The organism is Pseudonocardia oceanicola (genome assembly GCF_047200735.1).
GTDB lineage: Bacteria > Actinomycetota > Actinomycetes > Mycobacteriales > Pseudonocardiaceae > Pseudonocardia.
Genome location: NZ_JBJZON010000001.1, coordinates 452391 through 473584, shown reverse-complemented (window position 1 = coordinate 473584; position 21194 = coordinate 452391). Strand labels below are relative to the sequence as shown.

Below are 21194 nucleotides of genomic sequence, written 5' to 3'. Positions count from 1 at the left end.
TGTCGGCGTCCTGCCGGGGGCGGCCACGGGGAGCGGTGGTGGTCACGCGGCCTCCTCGACGCCCAGCTGGGACTCGACGATCTCGGCGTAGGTCGGGCAGCCTGCCAGCAGCTCCTCGTGCCGCCCGACGCCGACGACCACGCCGTCGTCGAGCACCACGATCCGGTCCGCGCCGGCCACGGTGGACACCCGCTGGGCCACGACGAGCACGGTCGCCGCCGCGGTGACCGGTGCCAGGGCGGCCCGCAACCGGGCGTCCGTGGCGACGTCCAGGGCCGAGAACGAGTCGTCGAACAGGTAGATCGGCGGCCGCTTGACCAGGGCCCGGGCGATGGCGAGCCGCTGCCGCTGACCACCGGAGACGGTCGTGCCGCCCTGGGACACCGGCGAGTACAGCCCCTCCGGCATGGCGTGCACGAACTCCTCCGCCTGCGCGATCCGCAGCGCCTCCCACAGCTGCTCGTCCGTGGCGGTCGGGTCGCCGTAGCGCAGGTTGCTCGCCACCGTGCCGGAGAACAGGTAGGGCCTCTGCGGCACCAGCCCGATCCGCCCCCACAGCTCCTCGGGGTCGACATCACGCACGTCGACCCCGTCGACCAGCACGGCGCCGTCGGTGACGTCGAACAGCCGGGGCACGAGGGAGAGCAACGTGGTCTTGCCCGCGCCCGTGCTGCCGATGATCGCCGTGGTCTCCCCGGGCCGCGCGGTGACGTCGATCCCGCGCAGCACCGGTTCGGCGGCGCCCGGGTAGCGGAAGGTGGCCCCGCGGAACTCCACGACGCCCTCGACCCGGCGGGGGACGACGGGCTCGCGCGGCGGCGAGACCGAGGACTCCGTGCCGAGCACCTCGGCGATCCGCTCGGCGCACACCGCGGCACGCGGCACCATGATCGCCATGAACGTGGCCATCATGACGGCCATGAGGATCTGCAGCAGGTAGGCCAGGAACGCGGTGAGGGCGCCGATCTGCATCTCCCCCGCGTCGATCCGGATCGCGCCGAACCACAGCACGGCCACGCTCGAGACGTTGAGCACGAGCATCACGATCGGGAAGATCAGCGCCTGCAGTCGCCCCGCGGCCAGCGCCACCGCTGTGACCTCGCGGTTGGTCACGTCGAACCGCGCCCGCTCGTGCGGCTCGCGGACGAAGGCCCGCACCACCCGGATGCCGGTGATCTGCTCGCGCAGCACGCGGTTCACGGCGTCGATCCGCTCCTGCAGGAGCCGGAACCGGGGCACCATCCGCACCACGACGGCGCCGATGCTCACCGCCAGGACGGGCACGGACACCGCGACCAGCCAGGAGAGCCCGGCGTCCTCCTGCAGCGCCATCACCACGCCGCCCACGCACATGATCGGCGCCGAGACGAGCATCGTGCAGCCCATCAGCACCAGCATCTGGACCTGCTGCACGTCGTTCGTGCTGCGGGTGATCAGCGACGGGGCGCCGAAGCGGTTCACCTCGCGCACCGAGAACTCGCCGACGCGGTGGAAGACGGCCGCCCGCACGTCCCGCCCGAAGCCCATCGCCGAGCGGGAGCCGAACCAGACCGCCGCGATCGAGCAGACGACCTGGACCAGCGAGACCACCAGCATCCAGCCGCCCGTGCCGAGGATGAAGCCGGTGTCCCCGCGGGCGATGCCGCGGTCGATGATGTCCGCGTTGAGACTGGGCAGGTAGAGCGCCGCCATCGTTCCGACCAGCTGCAGGGCGACGACGAGGGCGAGCGGTCTGCGGAAGGGCTGCAGGTACCGCCGCAGCAGGCGCAGCAGCATGCGTCGACACACCCCTGTCGTGAGGCCCGCCGCGGGCGGACGTGTGGTGGGAGACCGACGATAGCCGCGGGGTCCGACGGTTCCGGCGGCGATCGTCGCGCCGTGTGACGGTACTCCGTCCGGGGCAGCGGGCCGAGCGGATTTCGCCGACGGCGGAGATCGGTCCCCGCTACGGTGCGTCCCCATGACCGACGTCGACCTCACCGCCCGGGCCGCCGCCACCGGCGGCTCCCCCACCCTCCGCGGATACCTCGCCACCCCGGAGGGCGACGGCCCCTGGCCGGGCGTGGTCGTGGTGCACGAGGCCTTCGGGCTCGACGACGAGATGCGTCGGCACGCGGACCGGCTCGCCGCGCGCGGCTACCTGACCCTCGCGCCGGACCTGTTCAGCGCGGGCGGCGCGCGCCGGTGCCTGGTCTCGACGTTCCGCGCCCTGTTCGCGGGCCGGGGCCGCGCCTTCGCCGACATCGAGGCCGCCCGGGCCGAGCTGGCCGCGATGGACGCCTGCACGGGCCGGGTCGGTGTGATCGGCTTCTGCATGGGCGGAGGGTTCGCCCTGCTCACGGCCTCGCGCGGGTTCGACGCGTCGTCCGTCAACTACGGGCAGCTGCCCAAGGACCTCGACGCCGCGGTGGCCGGGGCCTGTCCGATCGTCGCCAGCTACGGGGCGAAGGACATCTCCCTCAAGGGGGCCGCGGGCAAGCTGGAGGCGGCGCTGACCCGGGCCGGCGTGCCGCACGACGTCGCCGAGTACCCCGCCGCGAACCACTCGTTCCTCAACGAGCAGCAGAACGGGCCCCGCGCCCTGCGCCCGCTGCTGCGGGTCACGGGGATGGGGCCCGAGCCGGAGAGCGCCGCGGACGCGTGGAGGCGCATCGACGCGTTCTTCCGGACCCACCTCTCCTGAGCCCCGCGACTCGCCGAAGCCCACACCGCGACTCGCGGGAGCCCACACCGCGACTCGCCGGAGCCCACACCGCGACTCGCCGAAGCCCACACCGCGACTCGCGGCAGCCCACACCGCGACTCGCGGCAGCCCACAGCGCGACTCGCCGAAGCCCACTCCCCCGTCGTCGGTCCACGGACCGAGATCGGCGCCGCCGGGACGACTGCCGACGGCCGCGACCGGGAACGCCTGCAGGAGGCGACTCGGCGGGACCGCCGGGAGGAGGAGCGCATGGAGTACGTGAAGCTGGGATCGACCGGCCTGGACGTGTCGCGGATCTGCCTGGGCGCGATGAGCTTCGGCGAGCCGGGGCGCGGCCGGCACGACTGGACGCTCGGCGAGGACGACGCGCGCCCGATCATCCTGCGCGCGTTCGAGGCCGGGGTGAACTTCGTCGACACCGCCAACGTCTACTCCGCCGGCGGCAGCGAGGAGATCCTGGGCAAGGTCCTCGCCGAGTACGGGCACCGGGACGAGATCGTGCTGGCCACGAAGGTCAACGGGCGGATGCGGCCCGGACCCAACGGGCAGGGCCTGTCACGCAAGGCGATCACGAGCGAGCTCGACGCCAGCCTGCGTCGGCTGGGCGTGGACCACGTGGACCTCTACCAGATCCACCGGTGGGACCCGCGCACGCCGATCGAGGTCACCATGGAGGCGCTGCACGACGTCGTGAAGGCGGGCAAGGTGCTCCACGTCGGGGCGTCGTCGATGTGGGCCTGGCAGTTCGCCAAGGCCCAGCACACGGCCGAGCGGCACGGCTGGACGCCCTTCGCGACCATGCAGAACCACTACAACCTCCTCTACCGGGAGGAGGAGCGGGAGATGCTGCCGCTGTGCGCGGACCAGGGCGTCGGGGTGATCCCGTGGAGCCCGCTGGCCCGCGGGCGGCTGACCCGGCCCTGGGACTCGACCACCGCCCGCACCGAGACGGACGAGTTCGGCCGCAGTCTCTACCGCGACGAGGACCGCGAGGTCGTCGACCGGGTCCTGGAGCTCGCCGAGCGCCGGAGCCTGTTGCCGGCGCAGATCGCGCTGGCATGGGTGCTGAGCAAGCCGACGGTGACGGCGCCGATCGTCGGGGCCACGAAGCGGCAGCACCTCGAGGACGCGTTGTCGGCCGTCGACGTCACGCTGACGGCCGAGGAGATCGCGTTCCTCGAGGAGCCGTACCAGCCGCACGAGGTGGCCGGATTCGTGTGAGCGGTCACGCGGCGAGGGTGGCGTAGCGGCCGCGGTCGGCGACCAGCGCGTCGTGCGTCCCCCGCTCGACGACGCGACCGTGGTCCAGGACGGCGATCTCGTCGGCGTCCCGGACGGTGGAGAGCCGGTGCGCGATGGTGATCGTGGTGCGGCCCTTCGCCAGCTCGGCGAAGGCGCGTTGCACCGCCCGCTCGGTCTCGGTGTCCAGCGCGCTGGTGGCCTCGTCGAGGACGAGCACCTGTGGGTCCCGCAGCAGCGTGCGGGCGATCGCGATGCGCTGCTTCTCGCCGCCGGAGAACCGGTGCCCGCGGGAGCCGACGACCGTGTCGTACCCCTCGGGCAGGCTCGCGATCAGGTCGTGGACCTGGGCGGCGCGGGCGGCGGCCTCGATCTCGGCGTCGGTGGCGTCGGGTCGGGCGTGTCGCAGGTTCTCCCGCACCGTCGCGTGCAGCAGGTAGGTCTCCTGGCTCACCACCCCGACGATCCGCGCGAGGTCGGCCAGGCGCACGTGCCGGACGTCGATGCCGTCGATGGTGATCCGCCCGGAGTCGGGGTCGCGCAGCCGCGGGACCAGCGAGGCGAGCGTCGACTTGCCGGAGCCGGTCTCCCCCACCAGGGCGAGGGTGGTGCCGGCGGGCACGTCGAGGGTCACCCCGGCGACGGCCGCGGTGTCGCTGCCCGGGTAGGCGAAGGTCACGTCCTCGAAGCGGACGTGCCCGCGCACCCGCGCGAGGTCGACGGGGACCGGGTCGGCCGGGTCGTCGACCTCGACCGGCAGGTCCAGGTACTCGAAGATCCGGGCGAACAGGGCGAGCGAGCTCACCAGCGAGACGCCGACGTCGAGCAGGCCGGTCAGCGGCCGGAACAGGCTGCCCTGCAGGCTGGTGAACGCGATCAGCGTGCCGACGGTCATCGCGCCGGCGGTGATCGGCAGCCCGGCGGACAGGTAGATCACCGCGGGGATCGCGGCGAAGATGATGCTCATCGTGGCCATCCGCCAGCGGCCGGCCAGCTGGCTGCGCAGCTCGAGGTCGACCAACCGCTCCGACGAGCGGGTGAAGCGGTCGACCAGGGCCGGGCCGGCGCCCAGGGTCTTGCTCAGCTGGATGCCGGAGATCGAGAGGCCCTCCTCGATCGTCACGTTGAGGTCCGCGAGCTCGCGCTGCTGGCGCGCGGTGATGCTGCGGCGCATCCGGGCGACCCGCCGGGAGAGCAGGATCGCGGGTGGCAGCACGACCAGCGAGATGAGCGTGAGCTGCCAGGACAGGGCGACCATCGCGACCAGGGTGGCGACGGTCGTGGTGAGGTTCGAGGCGATCGACGTGGCCGTGGAGGTGACCACGGACTGCATGCCGCCGATGTCGTTGGTGATGCGGGACTGCACCTCGCCGGTGCGCGTCCGGGTGAAGAAGCCGAGCGACTGGCGCTGCAGGTGCGCGAAGACGTCCGTGCGCAGCCGGTGCATGACCTGCTGGCCGACCCGCGTCGAGATCCAGGTCTGGACCACGCCGAGGGCGGCGGTCACGGCGGCGACGGCGACCATGCCGCCGACCAGCCAGGCCAGCAGCGGGACGTCGCGGTTCGGCAGCGCGACGTCGAGCACCTCGCGGAGCAGGAAGGGCGAGGCCATGCCCACCACGGAGGAGGCGACGATGATCGTCACAACCAGCGTGAGCGGCCCGCGGTACGGGGTGAAGAGCCGGCCGATCCGGCGCAGCGAGACCTCCCGGGCCTGCTGCTTCTCGGCGGCCGACGGGGCGCGGCGGCCCGGACGCCCGGGACGGTCCGGCCGGCCGGAGGAGCTCTGGAGTTGCGGATCCAAGTGCGTGTCCCCCTCGTCAGACATGCTGAGGTTACCTCAACATGAGGGAACAACACGACCCGCTGGTACGGTATTCCCGTGACCGACGGGGAGGAGACGCTGGGCGAGGCGTTCTGGGCCGTCGCCCGGCTCATCCGGAGCCGGTCGAAGCAGGCACTCGCGCCGTGGGACGTCACGCCCTCGCAGTTCCGGGCGGTCGCCGTGCTCGCCAGGCACGGCGTCCTGCGCCTCTCGGCACTGGCCGAGCACCTGCGCATCGCCCCGCGCTCGGCCACCGAGGTGGTCGACGACCTGGAGGGCCGCGGGCTCGCCGCGCGCAACCCCGATCCGGCGGACCGGCGGGCCACGCTGGTCGGGCTCACCCCCGAGGGCGCCGACCTGGCCCGCGAGATCCGGGCGGCGCGCCACGCCGAGTCCGAGAGCCTCTTCGCCGAGCTCGACGAACGCGACCGGGCCGACCTCGCCCGGATCCTGCGCCGGCTGCGGGCGGCGGCCGCCGGCGCCGGGGACGGCGCGGCCGCGCCCCCCGCGCGGGGTGATGTGCAGCCACGGGCCCGAACGGGAACATCGACACCGTGAACCGCTTCACCACGACCACCGAGTCGGAGGCCGTCGTCGCCGCCGAGCGCGCCGCGATCTGGGCCGTCCTCACCGACCCGGCGCTGCTCCCCCGGCTCACCCCGCTGTTGACCGGCATCGACACCCACGGCGACCACTGGCGCTGGAGCATGATGCGCCTGGCCGTGCTCGGCGTCGGGATCCAGCCGACCTTCACCGAGCGGATGCGGTTCGCCGACGGGTCCGAGGAGTCCCGCATCGACTTCACGCACGAGCCGCCACCGGACGTGCACGAGTTCACCGGCGCCGACGGCTGGTACCGCCTCCGGGAGGCCGCGGCCGGCACGCACCTGGCGATCCGGCTGACCCTGCACGTGGAGCTGCCACTGTCCCGGCTCGCCTCGCCCGCGGTCGTCGGGCTGATGAACGTGACGCTGCAGCGCACCGGGGACCGGTTCGTCACCAACCTCCTGCACCATCTCGACGCCGACGAGGTCCCGGGCAGCCGCGTCACCCGCTGAGCACGCCGACGGCCCCCCGACCACGTCGTCGGGGGGCCGCCGGGCCTGCGCCGAACGTCACGGGATGACGAGCGTGGACTCCCCGGCCGCGCCGTCGAGCTCGCTCACCGCCAGGCCCAGCCCGGTCAGCCGCGGCGGGACGCCGTCGGCCACCCAGCGCCCGAGCAGCAGCCGGACCTTGTCCGCCATCTGCGTGCGCAGCATGGTGAAGGACTCCTCGGCGGTCACGGCGTCGTCACGGGTCATGCCGACCCGGCCGAGCAGCAGCCACCAGGCCCAGGCCGCGGCACCGGCGTTGGCCACGAAGTCCGGCACCACCGGGACGCCGCGGGCGGCGAGCATGGCCTCGGCCTCCGGCGTGGTGGCGGCGTTCGCGGCCTCGACGACGACCGCGGCGGCCACGTCGTAGCTGTTGTCCGGGGTGATCGCGTAGGAGATCGCGGCCGGCACGAACACGTCGGCCGGCAGCCCGACGACCGCGGAGCGCGGCAGCTGCTCGACCCCGGCCGGCAGCCGGGTGCGGTCGATCTCGCCGTAGCCGTCCCGCAGCTCGAGCAGTGCGGGCACGTCGAGGCCCGCCGGGTCGTGGAGGGTGCCGGCGGCGTCGGCCATCGCGACCACGCGCATGCCGGCGTCGTGCAGGTACCAGGCCGCGCCGCCGCCCATGGTGCCGATGCCCTGGATCGCGACGGTGGTGCCCTCGACCGCCCAGCCGAACGCGGAGGCCGCGCCGAGGCACGCGTGCGCCACGCCGTAGCCACCGATGACGTCGCCGAGCAGCCCGCCGGGGACGCGCGCGTCGAGGCCCTGGCGGACGCGCTCGAGGGTGGCCGCCGGGTCCGCCGAGCGCGAGATGGCCGCGTGGTACGACTGACCGAGCCCGATCCGCTCGAACACCTCGTCGATGAGGTGCTGCGGCACGCCGAGGTCCTCGGCGGTGACCCAGTGGCCGTCGATCCACGGCCGCATGGCCTGGCAGAAGCGCTCCAGCACCCCGACCGCGCGCGGGTCCTTGGGGTCGAAGTCGATGCCGCCCTTGGCCCCGCCGACGGGCAGGTCGAAGGCGGCGGTCTTCGCGGCCATGCCCCGGGCCAGGTCCTCGACCTCGGACAGCGTGCAACCGGCCCGCATCCGGGTGCCGCCGGTGGCGATGCCGGAGCGCAGGGTGTGCACGACGAGGTGGCCGCGGGCGCCGGTGACCGGGTCGGTCCACGTCACGCGCAGGTAGGGCTCGCGGTCCCGCGGGGCGGGAGCGGCGGCCACAGGAAGGGGGGCGGGGACCGGCGCGGCCGGCACCTCGATCGGCGTCCCCAGCGGCCCCATCGGCTCCTGCATCGTGGTCACGTCGGCGGACCTCCCGGTCTGCTGCTCGGGGCACGACGAACCGCGCCGGGCCCGTCCGGGCGGCGGCGTGGGGGTCGTGCCGGGGTGGCCGGCGATCTCCGCCGGTGTCCCCACTGTGCGGCAGCGGCGCGGCCGGCGTCCATCAACGAATCGTGGAGGATCGCGTTCACGGTTCCTGCACGAGCCGGACCGCCCGCCTACGGTGGGTGCCGTGGAGCTGTCCCTCTCACGCCTGCGCATGCTCCGCGAGCTGCACCGGCGGGGCACGGTCACCGCCGCCGCGGCGGCCCTGCACTACACCGCCTCGGCGGTGTCGCAACAGCTCGCCCAGCTGGAGCGCGACGTGGGCGGCGCCCTGTTCGAGCGGCTCGGCCGCCGGGTGCAGCTCACCGAGCTGGGCATGGTGCTCGCCGAGCACGCCGAGGAGATCCTCGCCTCGGTGGAGCGCGCCGAGCTCGCCGTGGAGGAGGCCCAGCAGGCGCGGTCGGTGCGGCTGACCGCGGGCGTCTGGGCCTCCGTGGCCTCGGGCCTGCTGCCCGCCGCGCTCGCCTCGCTCGCCGCCGAGCACCCCGGGATCCAGGTCCGGACCCGGGAGCTGGCGCCCGAGGAGACCGCCGGCGCGGTCCGCGACGGCGCCCTCGACTTCTCGTTCGTGATCGACTACTCGGGGCACCCCATGTCCTGGGACCCCGCGCTGACCCGGGAGGTCGTGGCCGTGGAGCGGCTCTACGCCGCGGTCCCGGCCGGGACGGTGCCCGGCGCGACGGTCACCCTCGGCGAGCTGGCCGACCAGCCGTGGATCCTCGCCGGCCCGCGCTCGCACTTCGGCCGCGCGGTGCGCGTGGCCTGCCGCCGCGCCGGGTTCGAGCCGGCCACCACGCACGAGGTCGAGGAGCAGTTCACGGCCCTGGCCCTGGTCGCGGCCGGGCTCGGGGTCACCCTCGTCTCGGACCTCGGCCTGGTGCGGCGCCCGCCCGGGACCGACGACGCGATCGACGTCGTCGCCCTGACCGAGCCCGTCATGCGCACGGTCTCGATCGCCTACCGGACCAAGGCCACCCGCCGGCCCGCGCTGCACCTGGTGATCGCCGCGGTGCGGGAGGCCGCCGCGGCGACGGGGCTGGGCGCGGAGGCGAGCTTCGGCCTCCCGCCGGGCGCCCCCGCCGGCGACCTGCACGGCCCCCGGCTCCCCCTGCCGTAGCCGCCGGACGGCCGGCGACCCGGGCGCTCGCGGTGCCGGACCCCTCGCGCTCGCCCGTGCCGCCCCCGGCGGCGAGCGGGGCGGCCGGCGGGTGGACCGGTCCGGGGCTCAGCGCCGGTTGACCCAGTCCGCGGCGTGCGCGGCCCCGGCGAGCTTGGCGAGCAGCCGGTTGAGAGCAGCGAGGTCCTCCGGGTCGAGCAGCCGGGCCCATTCGGCCTCGCGGGCGTTGTGCCGCCGGAAGGTCTCCTCGGTCGCCGCCGTGCCCTGCTCGGTGAGCGCGAGGACCACCGACCGGCCGTCGGCCGAGCCGGGCCTGCGGTCGAGCAGGCCCGCGGCGCTGAGGGTGTTGGTCAGGCTGGAGACGGCGGCCCGGCTCATCCCGGACAGCTCGGCCGCCCGCCGCGACTCCTGCGGCCCGGCGACCCAGATGGTGAACAGCAGCCGCCAGGCCGACCAGCTCCAGCCCGCGGGCCGGTGCACCGTGGACTCGAGGTCGTAGACCAGCCCGCTCGCGACGCGGGTCAACAGCAGGACCATCGCCATGGCGGAGCGGTCGGTCCCGGGCAGTCGACGCTGCATCTCGTCGATCGCGACGCCGGCGAGGGACAGGAAGTCGCTGTCGGACGGCGGGTCGGCGGGCACGCCGGGATCCTACGGCCGCCGCGCGGGCGGCTCGGCGAGCCGGGACAGCGCCGGGGCCAGCCGCATCGGGACGGACTCGACCATCGAGATCGCGGTGCTCGAGCGCACCACGCCGCGGCAGCGCAGCACCTCGCGCGTGATCCGGTGCAGGTCGGCGGTGTCGCGCGCGACCACCCGGACCAGGAGGTCGCCGTCGCCGGTGACGGCGTGCACCTCGCACACCTCGGGCACCTCCCGCAGGTCGGCGAGGGTGCGGTCGGCGTCGACCTGGTCGATGGTGAGGGTGAGGAAGGCGAGCACCGGATAGCCGGCGTGCTCGGGCCGCACCCGCACCGTGACCGGCGACAGCGCGCCCTCGGCCTCGAGCCGGCGCAGCCGCGTCTGGATCGTGTTGCGGGCCATGCCCAGTCGCTGGGCGAGCGCGACGACGGTGGCGTGGGGCTCGTCGTCGAGCGCGAGCAGGATCCGGGCATCGGTCCGGTCGAGCAAGGTGACCACTCCTGAGCTGTAGCCGACGGTGATGCTGAGCATTGTGCCGTACTCAGGAGTGACGTGTTGTGCAGGACGCACCGACGAGCTCGACGCCGGCCGAGCGGTCGTCCGGGCCGGCGTGGGCAGGGCCTCCTCCCGGCGCACGGCGGCGATGCGGCGACCCGGCGGCCGGGAGCGGGACCGGTCAGGCGTCGGCCGTCAGGAGGCGCTCGGCGGCGGTGCGTTCGCGTTCCTGGACGCTGCCCGGGAGGGCGTCGCGCAGCGACCACCGCGACACGCTGCCGTCCGGCCCGGTGCGCAGGCCGCGGGCCAGTGCCTCGTCGATCCGGCTGCGGACCTCGTCCTCGAGGTCGCTGTCGCAGGCGAAGAGCACCCGCAGCCGCAGCCGACTCCCCGCCCGGCACCACTCGGTGTGGTGCGCGGCGATCGGGCACGGCGGCTCGTGGTCCCAGGTCCCGCACAGCGCGGCGGTGATCGCCGCGCCCGGAGCGGCCCGGTCCCCGTCCTCGGCCAGCTCGATCTCGGCGGTGTGTGCGAAGACGGAACGCATCCCGCCAGGATGACAGACGATGTGGCAGACGTCACAGTGACCGCCGGATTCGCGGGAGGCGCGTTCGCGGGCCGGGCCGGACCGGTAGAACGCCCTCATGCAGCGCATCGCCGTGGTGACGGGAGCGGGATCGGGCCTGGGCCGGGTCGTCGGCCGGGCCCTGCTGGAGGACGGCTGGGCGGTCGCCCTGGCGGGCCGGCGCCCCGAACCGCTGACCGAGACCGCGGAGGGCTTCGCCGACGCCCGCATCGTGCCCACCGACGTCGCCGACGAGGACTCGGTCGCGGCTCTGTTCCGCACCACGGTCGACGCGTGGGGCCGGGTGGACCTGCTGGTCAACAACGCCGGCACCTTCGGCCCCTCCGGCACGCCGGACGAGATCGGGATCGCCGAGTGGCGCGCGGCCGTCGACACCAACCTGACCGGCTCGTTCCTGTGCGCCCGCGCGGCCTTCGCCGTGATGCGCGAGCAGGACCCGCAGGGCGGCCGGATCGTCAACAACGGCTCGATCTCCGCCCACGTCCCGCGCCCGGGCAGCGCCGCCTACACCGCCACCAAGCACGCCATCACGGGGCTGACCCGGTCGATCTCGCTCGACGGCCGCCCGTACGGCATCGCGTGCGGGCAGATCGACATCGGCAACGCCGCCACCGACATGACCGCCGGGATCGCCACCGGCGCCCGCCAGGCGGACGGGTCGGTGCGGCCGGAACCGACCTTCGACGCCCGGCACGTCGCCGACGCCGTCCGCTACATGGCGAACCTCCCGCTCGACGCGAACGTCCAGTTCCTCACCATCACGGCCACGACCATGCCGTTCATCGGCCGGGGCTGATCAGGCCGGTCGCGCTCGCGCATTAGGGTTGGCGCATACCCTGCGGAAGGAGAGTCGGATGAAGACGCGCCTGACCTGCCCGTGCGGCGAGCACATCAAGGGCACGGACGAGGACGACCTGGTGGCCAAGGCCCAGGCGCACCTGAAGGAGAAGCACCCGGACCACGAGTACTCGCGCGACGAGATCCTCTTCATCGCGTTCTGAGCGGGTCGTGGTCGACCACGGACCGGCTCCTACTCGTCGGCCTGCCACGGGGCGAAGGGCGGCAGCGCGCTGGCCCGGCCGGTGAACTCCGCCGGCCGCTTCTCCAGGAAGGCGCGCACGCCCTCCTTCCCGTCGGCGATCGACGTGTAGAACATCGCGAGCGAGTCGACGCGGTGCGCCTCGACCGGGTGCGGCGCCGCGCTGTTGCGGTACATCATCTGCCGCATCAGCGCGGTCGCGACCGGCGAGTGCCCGTCGACGAACTTCCGGGCGAGCGCGTAGGCGGTGTCGAGCAACTGGTCGGCGGGGACGACGGAGCGGAGCAGGCCGCCGTCGAGCGCCTCCTGCGCGCTGAGCACGTCGGCCGAGTAGACCCACTCCAGCGCCCGGCTGATCCCGACGATCCGGGGCAGGAACCAGGTCGAGGCGGCCTCCGGCACGATCCCGAGCCGGCCGAAGACGAAGCCGATCCGGGCGTCCTCGGAGGCCAGGCGGACGTCCATCGGCAGGGTCATGGTCGCCCCGATGCCCACCGCGGCGCCGTTGATCGCCGCGATCACGGGCTTGGTGCAGCGGTAGACGGCGAGCGAGACCTGCCCGCCGGTGTCGCGGACGCCGCGCACGATCTCCGGGTCCTCGAAGCGCTCCTGCAGGTCGCGCACGGTCGGCCGCAGCGACTCGTCGAGGCCGAACACGTTGCCCTCCGACGACAGGTCCATGCCCGCGCAGAACGCCCGGCCGGCGCCGGTGACCACGATCGCGCCCACCTCGTCGTCGGCGCTCGCCCGGTCGTAGGCGGCGATCAGCTCGTCCGCCATGGTGACGGTGAAGGAGTTGAGCCTGTCCGGGCGGTTCAGCGTGAGGGTGAGGATGCCGTCGCGCACCGTGTAGTCGAGGGTCTCGTAGGTCATGCCCCGATCATGCCTCCCGGTCCCCGGTCCCCGGTCCCCGGTGCGCCAGGGGCGCCGGAGCACCCGTCGTAACGGTGCGGGCGGCCGTGGCGACACCGGCAGCATGAGCGGCAGCGCGCGCAGGCCGTACCGCCCGGGCCCGCTGGGCTGGGCGGGCGCGGTCTGCGTGGGCGCCGGCGTGGCCGCCGGCTTTCTCGGGTTCGCGACACTGACCTGGACCGCCACCGCACTCGCGGTGCTCGCCGTGCTGGTCGCGGCCGGGGCGCTCGCCCTGTCGGTCGTCGCGCAACCGGGCCCGCTGGGCGGCGCCGCGATCCGGGCCGGCCTGACCTGGGCCGCCTACGTCGGCGCCCTGTTCGGTTGGCGGGTGCCGGTGACGGGTGCGGAGTTCCCGCTCGGCGGAGCGACGGTGGCCGCGGCGCTGGTGGTGGCCGTGGCGGTGGTGCGCCGCCGCCCCGGTCCCGCGGGCGCGGTGCTGGCCGTCGCCGTCCTGCTGGGCCTGGCGCTCGCGGCGGGGGCGGCGCTGCGGGCGCTCGCGCTCGGCGCGCCCGGGGCGGGTGCGGCGCTGGTCGTGGCGGGGTGCGCAGCGGCGGTGACCTACGTGGCCGCGACACCGGCCGTCGGCGACGCCCGGCCCCCGGTCGTCGGGCAGGGCCGCTGACCAGGGCCGGTCACGGCCCGGGCAGGACCGGCTCGGCGGGCAGGACCGGCTCGGCGGGCAGGACCGGCTCGGCGGGCAGGACCGGCTCGGCGGGCAGGACCGGCTGGGCGGGCAGGACCGGCTCGGCGGGCAGGACCGGCTGGGCGGGCAGGATGGGCAGGACGGCAGGGTCAGGGCGGTCAGGACCGGCAGGGTCAGGGCGGTCAGGGCGCGGCCAGGAACCGGTCGATCACCGGGGCGAGCTCGTGGGCTTCGGTGAGCAGCGCGAGGTGCCCGCCGCGGTAGACGTGCAGCTGCGACTCGGGAATTCCGCGGTGCAGCACCCGGGCGTTGACCAGCGGGATGAGCGGGTCGTCGTCGCCGGAGACGATCAGTGCGCGGGCGGCGATCATGCGCAGGACGGGCAGGGTGGTCCAGCCCGCCCCGGCGAGCAGCTGGTACAGGTAACCCCGCTCGTAGCCCGCGGCGTCACCGTCGCCCGAGGACTGCAGCAGCCGGGCGGCGCGCTCGGGGTGCGTGCGCATCGTGCCGCCGTAGATCTCGCCGGCGATCCGTGCGGCGTACTCGGGGTCGCGGTAGCGCCGCGGGGTGAGCATCTTGCCCAGCACCGCGGGCCGGGCGGGCACCATCAGCGAGCCGGTACCGGTGGCCACCAGCACCAGCCGGCGCACCCGGTCCCGGCCGCTCAGCGCGACCTGCTGGGCGAGCCCACCGCCCCAGGAGTAGCCGAGGACGTCGACCTCCGCGTGGCCCAGCTCGCGCACCAGCCTGCCGACGGTCAGGGCGAACGTCGCCATGTGGTACGGCATCCGCGGCCGCGGCGACCCGCCCACCCCGGGGACGTCGAACCGGATCACCTCGAGCTCGGGCGGCAGCGCCTCGACGAACGGTGCGAGCATCTCCAGACGCGCGCCGATGCCGTTGAGCAGCAGCAACGGGGGGCGGGAGCCGTCGCCGCGACGGATCGCGACGCGGAGCGTGCGCCCTCCGACGGTGCGGGTGGACACCTCGCCGAGGGTGCCGGTCATGCGTCCAGTCTGGCCGATCAGGAGGCTGGCGTCCCGCCGACATGGCCCGTGCCACGGGGGGCGCGAGAATCTCCGGGCGGGACACCGGCGCAGCACCGCCCTGCTGGCAGCGCGGCCGGCTCCCCGAGGTCCGCCCCCCGACCTCAGTCAGCCGTCAGCGACAGCTCCCCCTCGGCGAGCGTCAGCCGCGCCCGCCCGCCGGAGCGCAGCTCCTCGGCGAGCAGCAACCGCGCCAGGCGTCGCTCGACCTCCCGCGCGACGACCCGGCGCAGCGGCCGGGCCCCGTACTCGGGTACGTGCCCCAGCTCGGCGAGCCGGTCGAGCGCCTCCGGCTCCACGACGAGCTCGACGCCCTGGGCCGCGAGCCGCGCGCGGGTGCCGGCCAGCATCATCGCCGCGATCTCGCGGATCTCGGCCCGGTCGAGCGCCTCGAACAGCACGACGTCGTCGATCCGGTTGAGGAACTCGGGCCGCAGGTGCCGCCGCACGGCGAACATCAGCTGCTCGCGGATCGACTCCACCGGACGCCCCGCCGCGGCCGCCGCCAGGATCTCGTCGGCACCGAGGTTGCTGGTCATCACCACGATGCTGTGCCGGAAGTCGACGGTGCGGCCGCGGGCGTCGGTGAGCCGGCCGGCGTCGAGGACCTGCAGCAGAGTGGCGACGACGTCCGGGTGCGCCTTCTCGATCTCGTCGAGCAGCACCACGGTGTACGGGTCGCGGCGCACCGGCTCGGTGAGCTGGCCGGCCTCGTCGTGGCCGACGTACCCGGGCGGCGCGCCGATCAGCCGCGTGGCGGACGCGCGGTCGCCGTACTCGCTCATGTCGAGCCGGACCATGCGTTCCCCGGAGACGGAGCCTGCGGAGTCGACCCTCGGCCCGGAGACGGAGCCTGCGGAGTCGACCCTCGGCCCGGAGACGGAGCCTGCGGAGTCGACCCTCCGGCCGGCCCCGAACAGCGCGGCGGCCAGGGCCCGGGCCAGCTCGGTCTTGCCGACGCCGGTCGGGCCGAGGAACAGGAAGGAGCCCGCCGGCCGGTCGGGGCTGGTGAGCCCGGCCCGCGCGCTGCGCACCGCGTCGGCGACCGCCTCCACGGCCCGGTGCTGCCCGACCACCCGGCGGTGCAGGTGCTGCTCCAGCTCGAGCAGCCGCGTCCGCTCCGGGGTGGTGAGGTCGGCGACCGGGATGCCGGTGCGGTCGGCGACGACCTCGGCGACCTCGCGCGCGGTGATCTCGGCCTCGCGCGGCCCGTCGTCCAGGACCAGCCGCTCGAGCTCGCGGTCGAGCATCGCGACCCGCTCGGAGTCGCCGGCGTCGGCGGCGACCTCCCGCGCCCGGACCAGCTCCTCCACCCGCCGGTCCGGCGGTGTGCCGGTGCCGCGCAGCCCGCAGCGCGCGGCCGCGCGGTCGATCAGGTCCACGGCCTTGTCCGGCAGGTGCTTGTCCCGCAGATAGCGCACGGACAGGGCGACGGCGGCCTCGATCGCGGCGTCGGTGATCCGGACCCGGTGGTGCTCCTCGTAGCGCGGGCGCAGACCGCGCAGGATCTCCGCGGTGGCCTCGGGCGTCGGCTCCGGCACCCGCACGATCTCGAACCGGCGCTCGAGCGCGGCGTCGCGCTCGATGTGGCGGCGATGGTCCTCCGGCGTGGTCGCGCCGACGAGCTGCAGGTCGCCGCGGGCGAGGGCGGGTTTGAGGATGCTGGCCGCGTCCATCGCCTGGTCCTGCGCGGACCCGGCGCCGACCACCAGGTGCAGCTCGTCGACGAACACCACCAGCGACCGCCCGGCCGCGGTGATCTCGCCGATCACCGCGGTGAGCCGCTCCTCGAACTCGCCGCGGTACTTCGTCCCGGCGACCATCCCGGCCAGGTCGAGCGCGACGACCCGCACGTCCCGCAGCGTCACCGGGACCCGGCCGGCCGCGACCCGCGCGGCCAGCCCCTCCACGATCGCGGTCTTGCCCGTGCCCGGCTCGCCGACCAGCACCGGGTTGTTCTTGGTGCGGCGGGCGAGCACCTCGACGACCTGGTCGATCTCGGCGTCCCGGCCGATCACCGGGTCGAGCCGGCCGGCCCGGGCCTCGGCCGTCAGGTCACGGCCGTACCGGTCCAGGCGGCGCGTGGAGGCCCGCCGGGGACGGTCCGGGCCCCGCTGCTGCTCGCGCGGCCCGTCGTCCCGCTCGTCGTCCCGGTCGTCCGGGAACCCGAGGCCGTGGACCAGCCCGCGCAGCAGGTCCTCCAGCGGGCCGAGGCCGCCGCCGAACGGGTCCTGGGGTTGGGGCATCGCGTGCGACCTCCGGCTCGGCGACGTGTGCCCTTCGTTGTACCCGCGTTCCCCGGCTCAGGCGCGCGCGCCGAGGCGGACCGGCAGCGCGGTGAGGCCGCGGATCAGCGTGCTGCGCCGGTAGGTGAGGTCCTCGGCGGCCAGGGCGAGCTCCGGCCGCGCGGTGAACAGGCTGCGCAGGGCCACCTCGCCCTCGATCCGCGCCAGCGGGGCACCCAGGCAGTGGTGCAGGCCGTAGCCGAAGGCGAGGTGACCGCGGTCGTCCCGGGTCACGTCGAGCCGGGCCGCGTCGGCGAAGCGGGCGTCGTCCCGGTTGGCGGCGCCGATGCCGAGCACGACGACGGCGCCCTCCGGGATCGTCGTCCCGGCGACCTCGACGTCCTCGGCCGCGAACCGGACGGGCGCGGTGGTGACCGGCGCGTCCCAGCGCAGGAACTCCTCGACCGCGTTCGGCCACAGCTCCGGCTCGTCGGCCAGGATCTCGCGCTGGTCGGGGTGGGTGAGCAGGCCGAGGACGCCGTTGCCGATCAGGTTGACGGTGGTCTCGTGGCCGGCGATGAGCAGCAGCATCGCCATGGCGACGAGCTCCTCCTGCGACAACGCGTCGCCGTCCTCGTCCGAGACCTGGGTGAGGGCGCTGAGCAGGGCGTCGTCCGGCTCGGTGCGCTTGCGGTCGATCAGCCCGGCCAGGTAGTCCGACAGCTTCTGGGAGGCGGCGAACTTCTCGTCCTGCGGCGACTCGTCGATCATCGTCGACGACCAGCGGCCGAAGTCGTCGCGGTCCTCCGCCGGGACCCCGAGCAGCTCGCAGATCACGCGGACGGGGAGCAGGAAGGCGTAGTGCGCCATGACGTCGACCGTGCCGTCGGCGGGAAGGGCGGCCAGCAGGTCGTCGGCGATCTCCTGGACGCGCGGCCGCAGCTCGGCCATCCGGCGTGCGGTGAAGGACCGGCTGACGAGCTTGCGCAGCCGCGTGTGGTCCGGCGGGTCCATCAGCAGCATCATCGGTGTGGGCGCGGCCGGCATCGCGTCGCGCTGGTCGGCCGGCAGCGTGTAGCGCCAGTCCTTGGAGAACCGCGCGTCGACGAAGGCGGCCCGCGCGTCGGAGTACCGGGCGATGATCCACATCGGGCCGTCCGGCAGGTCCAGCCGGCGCACCGGCTCGTCCGCCCGCAGCTCGGCGTAGGCCGGGTAGGGATCGCTCCAGAACGGGCCGTCGAAGAGGTCGAGGCCGGAGGTGGTGGTCGGCGCCATGCCCCCATCGTGCCGCAAGAAGTCAGCGCTCGCTTACAAGCGTGCCGGAGACACCTGCTCCGGGCGGACCGCGACGTCCGGGGGCACCGGCGTGCCGGTCACGACGGCGGCCCCCAGCGCCGCCAGCGCGGGTGCCGACTCGATCCCGGACCCGCCCTGACCGGCGAAGAAGTGGAAACCGGGATGCTCCGGGCGAGCACCGACCAGGGGGTCGCGATCCGGCGCGAAGGTCCGCAGCCCCGCCCAGGCGGTGCGTACGGAGCGGAGGCCGAGGTGCAGCGCCTCCTCGACCCGCTCGAGGGCGAGCGCGACGTCGAGCTCGTCCGGGCGGGCGTCACCGGGCTCGGCGGGAGTCTCGTCGCCGGGCGAGAGGAGCAGGGCCTCGCCCTCCGGCTTGCAGTAGAAGCGCTCGGCGGCGTCGATCAGCATCGGCATGCCCGGCGGGAGCGTGCACGGGGAGAGCGCGATGGTGCGCCGGTAGGGCGTGAGGCCGGCCGGCGTGACACCGGCCAGCGCGGCGACGACGTCGGTCCAGGACCCGGCCGCGTCCACGACGTCGGGCGCGGTCCAGGCGCCCTCCGCCGTCTCCACCCGCCAGGTCCCGCCCGTCCGCGTGATCGCGCGGGCCCGCGCCCCCCGGACGACCCGGCCGCCGCGGCGGCGCAGCCCCCGGACGTAGGCGCCGTGCAGGCCGATGGCGTCGACGTCGGCGGCCGCCTCGGTGATCGCGCCGCACCGGACGTCCCGCAGCCCGGGGCAGGCACCGGCGGCCTCGGCGCCGGCCAGGGCGTGCGGGCCGTCCGGCTCCGCCGCCCACTCGGCCAGCAGGTGCTGCAGCTCGCGCTCGCCCGCCTCGTCGAACGCCGCCCAGACGACCGTCAGCGGGCGCAGGAACGGCGGGGCCTCCAGCTCCTCGGCGAGGGCCGGGAAGCGCGGAGCGCTCGCGCGGATGAGTGCCCGGAAGACGGCGGTGCCGTGGCCGGGGATGTAGGTCGCGGCCGAGCGGCCGGTCGAGTGCACCGCGAGCGACGGCTCGGCCTCCAGCAGCAGGACCGAGCGGTGCGCGGCGATCTCGTAGGCCACCGAGGCACCGGCGATCCCGCCACCGATCACGATCACGTCCGGGGAGCCGTCCACGGGACCCACCGTAAATCGGTCGCGCGGGAAGGGAGGTGTCCCTAGGGTTTCGGCCATGGACCTCATCACCCTGTGAGACGGCGCGTCTCCGTCGAGGGACGCCACCCGTCACCGGCGCGATCCGCGCCGGCCGGTTCCTGTCCGTCCGGGCCGCCCCGCGGTGGCCGGACGTCCTTCCTCCCCGGATCGTGGCTGTTGCGGCACGCGGTCCACGGAGTCCCGCGTCCGCCATGCCCGCTCGAGGGGCGCGGCGGCCGGTCGTGCCGCGGGTCGACACGCTGCCGATCGTGCGTCGCCGGGCGCGGTCCGATCCGGAGGAAGGACCCGCACGCCCCGCGGGGCGGCCCCTCATCTCCTCCAGGAGGTCCTCGTGCGAGCTCATGACACCAGCCAGACCCCGACCACCCAGCCGACCAACCGCGCCGCCCGCCGCGCCGCCGCCCGCGGGAAGACCCCGCAGGCCACCGGTACGGACGCGCCGCGCACGCTCGCCCGGATCGGCCGGGCGAGCACCACCCCGGTGCACGCCCGCACCGATTTCGCCGCACGTCGCAGCGGCTGACACCGCGGCGGGGCCGGCCACTCCCGGGCGCCGGCCCCGCCGCACCCTCGCGGGGGGGTCGGCGGAGGGGAGCGGGACAGCTCGACCGGGCCCGCTCCCCTCCCGGCGACCACCCCGTCCCACGTGGACCTCCAACACCGCGAGTCGCGCCCCCGGCTCCCGCGAGTCGCGCTCCAGGCTCCGCCGAGTCGCGCCCCCGGCTCCCCCGAGTCGCGCCCCCGGCTCCCCCGAGTCGCGCCCCCGGCTCCCCCGAGTCGCGCCCCCGGCTCCCCCGAGTCGCGCCCCCGGCTCCCCCGAGTCGCGCCCCCGGCTCCGCCGAGTCGCGCCCCCGGCTCCCGCGAGTCGCGCTCCAGGCTCCGCCGAGTCGCGCTCCCGGCTCCCGCGAGTCGCGCTCCAGGCTCCGCCGAGTCGCGCTCCAGGCTCCGCCGAGTCGCGCTCCGAGCTCCACCGACTCGCGCCCACCCACACCCCTCAGGCATCGACGACCTACGGTGCGCCGGCCGCTGCGCGCGGCCCCCGGGGCGCGACCGACTACGCTCGTCCCGTGCCGGACGTCTGGTGGGCCCGACCGGTGGACCCCTCGTCGGCGCCGCATCTCGTCGCGCTGCTCGACGCCCACGAGCGCACCCGGCTCGCCGCGTTCCGGCGCCCCGTCGACCAGGCCCGCTACCTCGCCGCGCACGCCCTCACCCGGCTCGTGCTCGGCGCGCGGCTCGACACCGATCCCGCCCGGATCGCGCTCGACCGGACCTGCCGCTGCGGCCGGCCCCACGGCAAGCCCCGCCTGGTCACCAGCACCGCGCCCGCCTTCTCGCTGACCCACTCCGGGGACCGCGTCGGCGTCGCGCTGAGCGACGACGGGCCCGTCGGGCTCGACGTCGAGGAGATCCGCGCCCTCGCCGACCTCGACCGGCTCGCCGAGCACGTCCTCTCCCCCACCGAACGCGCCCGTCCGCCCGCCGACGCCCGCGCCTTCCTCACCGTCTGGACGCGCAAGGAGGCCCTGCTCAAGGCCACCGGCGAGGGGCTCGCCAGCCCGATGGACGCGATCACCCTCGATCCGAGCGGCGCCGTCCTGGCCTGGACGGACGGGCCGGGCGCGGCCTGGGTCGTCGACCTCGAGGCGGGCCCGGACCACCCGGCGGCGCTGGCCGGGCTCGGCGCGCGCGCCCCGGAGGTCCGCACGCACGACGGCGACGGCCTCCTGCACTGACGCGCCGGCCGCGCGGCCGCGCCGACCACGCCGGCCGCGGCCGACCAC

21 protein-coding genes are annotated in these 21194 nt (G+C 75.3%); 10 read left to right on the top strand and 11 right to left on the bottom strand.

Annotated elements, in window-relative coordinates; translation table 11 throughout:
• Positions 1-42: 42 nt before the first annotated feature.
• The gene (locus ACL02T_RS02195; RefSeq protein ID WP_412828915.1) at positions 43-1776 is read right to left on the bottom strand and encodes an ABC transporter ATP-binding protein; all 1734 of its coding nucleotides are present in this window, start codon (positions 1774-1776) and stop codon (positions 43-45) included.
• A gap of 184 nt (positions 1777-1960) precedes the next feature.
• Here ACL02T_RS02195 and ACL02T_RS02190 point away from each other — a divergent pair, with 184 nt between their 5' ends.
• Both ACL02T_RS02190 and ACL02T_RS02185 read left to right on the top strand, forming a co-directional pair.
• Complete coding sequence (locus tag ACL02T_RS02190; RefSeq protein WP_412828914.1) at positions 1961-2683, top strand: dienelactone hydrolase family protein; 723 nt, start codon at positions 1961-1963, stop codon at positions 2681-2683.
• A 270-nt stretch (positions 2684-2953) separates the two neighbouring features.
• The gene (locus tag ACL02T_RS02185; RefSeq protein ID WP_412828913.1) at positions 2954-3925 is read left to right on the top strand and encodes an aldo/keto reductase; all 972 of its coding nucleotides are present in this window, start codon (positions 2954-2956) and stop codon (positions 3923-3925) included.
• Between the two features lie 4 nt (positions 3926-3929).
• Here the strand turns inward: ACL02T_RS02185 and ACL02T_RS02180 are convergent, their stop codons facing one another.
• Positions 3930-5771 carry an ABC transporter ATP-binding protein gene (locus tag ACL02T_RS02180; protein ID WP_412828912.1) on the bottom strand — a complete coding sequence of 614 codons (1842 nt, stop codon included), beginning with the start codon at positions 5769-5771 and terminating at the stop codon, positions 3930-3932.
• Positions 5772-5825: 54 nt separating this feature from the next.
• Between ACL02T_RS02180 and ACL02T_RS02175 the strand changes: the two genes are divergently transcribed.
• Both ACL02T_RS02175 and ACL02T_RS02170 read left to right on the top strand, forming a co-directional pair.
• A complete protein-coding gene (locus ACL02T_RS02175) occupies positions 5826-6326 on the top strand; it encodes a MarR family winged helix-turn-helix transcriptional regulator (RefSeq protein ID WP_412828911.1) in 501 nt (166 codons plus the stop codon).
• Entirely contained in the window at positions 6323-6826 is a 504-nt protein-coding gene (locus ACL02T_RS02170; RefSeq protein WP_412828910.1) for an SRPBCC family protein, read from the top strand. The genes ACL02T_RS02175 and ACL02T_RS02170 overlap by 4 nt, the downstream gene beginning before the upstream one ends.
• 57 nt (positions 6827-6883) lie before the next feature.
• On the opposite strand, the gene ACL02T_RS02165 is transcribed toward ACL02T_RS02170, so the two are convergent.
• Positions 6884-8170, bottom strand: a complete 1287-nt coding sequence (locus tag ACL02T_RS02165) for a Glu/Leu/Phe/Val dehydrogenase dimerization domain-containing protein (protein ID WP_412828909.1) — start codon at positions 8168-8170, stop codon at positions 6884-6886.
• A 211-nt stretch (positions 8171-8381) separates the two neighbouring features.
• Here ACL02T_RS02165 and ACL02T_RS02160 point away from each other — a divergent pair, with 211 nt between their 5' ends.
• Complete coding sequence (locus ACL02T_RS02160; protein WP_412828908.1) at positions 8382-9371, top strand: LysR family transcriptional regulator; 990 nt, start codon at positions 8382-8384, stop codon at positions 9369-9371.
• A gap of 108 nt (positions 9372-9479) precedes the next feature.
• Here the strand turns inward: ACL02T_RS02160 and ACL02T_RS02155 are convergent, their stop codons facing one another.
• The 3 genes from ACL02T_RS02155 to ACL02T_RS02145 all read right to left on the bottom strand — a co-directional run bounded on the left by ACL02T_RS02155 (position 9480) and on the right by ACL02T_RS02145 (position 11055).
• On the bottom strand, positions 9480-10013 hold the full coding sequence (locus tag ACL02T_RS02155) for a MarR family winged helix-turn-helix transcriptional regulator (protein WP_412828907.1): 534 nt from the start codon (positions 10011-10013) through the stop codon (positions 9480-9482).
• Positions 10014-10022: 9 nt separating this feature from the next.
• Entirely contained in the window at positions 10023-10544 is a 522-nt protein-coding gene (locus tag ACL02T_RS02150) for an Lrp/AsnC family transcriptional regulator (protein WP_412828906.1), read from the bottom strand.
• A 145-nt stretch (positions 10545-10689) separates the two neighbouring features.
• Positions 10690-11055 (bottom strand): hypothetical protein, encoded by a 366-nt coding sequence (locus ACL02T_RS02145; RefSeq protein WP_412828905.1) that lies wholly within the window; start codon positions 11053-11055, stop codon positions 10690-10692.
• Positions 11056-11152: 97 nt separating this feature from the next.
• On the opposite strand from ACL02T_RS02145, the gene ACL02T_RS02140 reads away from it, so the two are divergent.
• Positions 11153-11890 (top strand): SDR family oxidoreductase, encoded by a 738-nt coding sequence (locus ACL02T_RS02140; RefSeq protein WP_412828904.1) that lies wholly within the window; start codon positions 11153-11155, stop codon positions 11888-11890.
• Positions 11891-11948: 58 nt separating this feature from the next.
• Positions 11949-12095 (top strand): DUF1059 domain-containing protein, encoded by a 147-nt coding sequence (locus ACL02T_RS02135; protein ID WP_412828903.1) that lies wholly within the window; start codon positions 11949-11951, stop codon positions 12093-12095.
• A gap of 29 nt (positions 12096-12124) precedes the next feature.
• On the opposite strand, the gene ACL02T_RS02130 is transcribed toward ACL02T_RS02135, so the two are convergent.
• Complete coding sequence (locus tag ACL02T_RS02130; RefSeq protein ID WP_412828902.1) at positions 12125-13006, bottom strand: crotonase/enoyl-CoA hydratase family protein; 882 nt, start codon at positions 13004-13006, stop codon at positions 12125-12127.
• A 103-nt stretch (positions 13007-13109) separates the two neighbouring features.
• Between ACL02T_RS02130 and ACL02T_RS02125 the strand changes: the two genes are divergently transcribed.
• Positions 13110-13667, top strand: coding sequence for a hypothetical protein (locus ACL02T_RS02125; protein ID WP_412828901.1), 558 nt, complete (start codon positions 13110-13112; stop codon positions 13665-13667).
• Positions 13668-13870: 203 nt separating this feature from the next.
• On the opposite strand, the gene phaZ is transcribed toward ACL02T_RS02125, so the two are convergent.
• The 4 genes from phaZ to ACL02T_RS02105 form a co-directional block, all read right to left on the bottom strand.
• Positions 13871-14695, bottom strand: coding sequence for a poly(3-hydroxyalkanoate) depolymerase (gene phaZ, locus ACL02T_RS02120; protein WP_412828900.1), 825 nt, complete (start codon positions 14693-14695; stop codon positions 13871-13873).
• A gap of 143 nt (positions 14696-14838) precedes the next feature.
• Positions 14839-16980 (bottom strand): ATP-dependent Clp protease ATP-binding subunit, encoded by a 2142-nt coding sequence (locus ACL02T_RS02115; RefSeq protein WP_412828899.1) that lies wholly within the window; start codon positions 16978-16980, stop codon positions 14839-14841.
• Between the two features lie 57 nt (positions 16981-17037).
• Positions 17038-18234, bottom strand: a complete 1197-nt coding sequence (locus ACL02T_RS02110) for a cytochrome P450 family protein (protein ID WP_412828898.1) — start codon at positions 18232-18234, stop codon at positions 17038-17040.
• Positions 18235-18267: 33 nt separating this feature from the next.
• Positions 18268-19371: an NAD(P)/FAD-dependent oxidoreductase gene (locus ACL02T_RS02105; protein WP_412828897.1), complete on the bottom strand. Its 1104-nt coding sequence runs from the start codon at positions 19369-19371 to the stop codon at positions 18268-18270.
• A 370-nt stretch (positions 19372-19741) separates the two neighbouring features.
• On the opposite strand from ACL02T_RS02105, the gene ACL02T_RS02100 reads away from it, so the two are divergent.
• Positions 19742-19933: a hypothetical protein gene (locus tag ACL02T_RS02100; RefSeq protein ID WP_412828896.1), complete on the top strand. Its 192-nt coding sequence runs from the start codon at positions 19742-19744 to the stop codon at positions 19931-19933.
• Positions 19934-20477: 544 nt separating this feature from the next.
• Positions 20478-21146 (top strand): 4'-phosphopantetheinyl transferase family protein, encoded by a 669-nt coding sequence (locus tag ACL02T_RS02095; protein WP_412828895.1) that lies wholly within the window; start codon positions 20478-20480, stop codon positions 21144-21146.
• Positions 21147-21194 lie beyond the last annotated feature (48 nt).

Bases quoted from the DNA above. Each gene is read 5' to 3' on its own strand.
- ACL02T_RS02195 (WP_412828915.1), bottom strand. From the start codon at position 1,776: ATGCTGCTGCGCCTGCTGCGGCGGTACCTGCAGCCCTTCCGCAGACCG.
- ACL02T_RS02190 (WP_412828914.1), top strand. From the start codon at position 1,961: ATGACCGACGTCGACCTCACCGCCCGGGCCGCCGCCACCGGCGGCTCC.
- ACL02T_RS02185 (WP_412828913.1), top strand. From the start codon at position 2,954: ATGGAGTACGTGAAGCTGGGATCGACCGGCCTGGACGTGTCGCGGATC.
- ACL02T_RS02180 (WP_412828912.1), bottom strand. From the start codon at position 5,771: ATGTCTGACGAGGGGGACACGCACTTGGATCCGCAACTCCAGAGCTCC.
- ACL02T_RS02150 (WP_412828906.1), bottom strand. From the start codon at position 10,544: ATGCTCAGCATCACCGTCGGCTACAGCTCAGGAGTGGTCACCTTGCTC.
- ACL02T_RS02145 (WP_412828905.1), bottom strand. From the start codon at position 11,055: ATGCGTTCCGTCTTCGCACACACCGCCGAGATCGAGCTGGCCGAGGAC.
- ACL02T_RS02140 (WP_412828904.1), top strand. From the start codon at position 11,153: ATGCAGCGCATCGCCGTGGTGACGGGAGCGGGATCGGGCCTGGGCCGG.
- ACL02T_RS02135 (WP_412828903.1), top strand. From the start codon at position 11,949: ATGAAGACGCGCCTGACCTGCCCGTGCGGCGAGCACATCAAGGGCACG.
- ACL02T_RS02130 (WP_412828902.1), bottom strand. From the start codon at position 13,006: ATGACCTACGAGACCCTCGACTACACGGTGCGCGACGGCATCCTCACC.
- ACL02T_RS02125 (WP_412828901.1), top strand. From the start codon at position 13,110: ATGAGCGGCAGCGCGCGCAGGCCGTACCGCCCGGGCCCGCTGGGCTGG.
- phaZ (WP_412828900.1), bottom strand. From the start codon at position 14,695: ATGACCGGCACCCTCGGCGAGGTGTCCACCCGCACCGTCGGAGGGCGC.
- ACL02T_RS02115 (WP_412828899.1), bottom strand. From the start codon at position 16,980: ATGCCCCAACCCCAGGACCCGTTCGGCGGCGGCCTCGGCCCGCTGGAG.
- ACL02T_RS02110 (WP_412828898.1), bottom strand. From the start codon at position 18,234: ATGGCGCCGACCACCACCTCCGGCCTCGACCTCTTCGACGGCCCGTTC.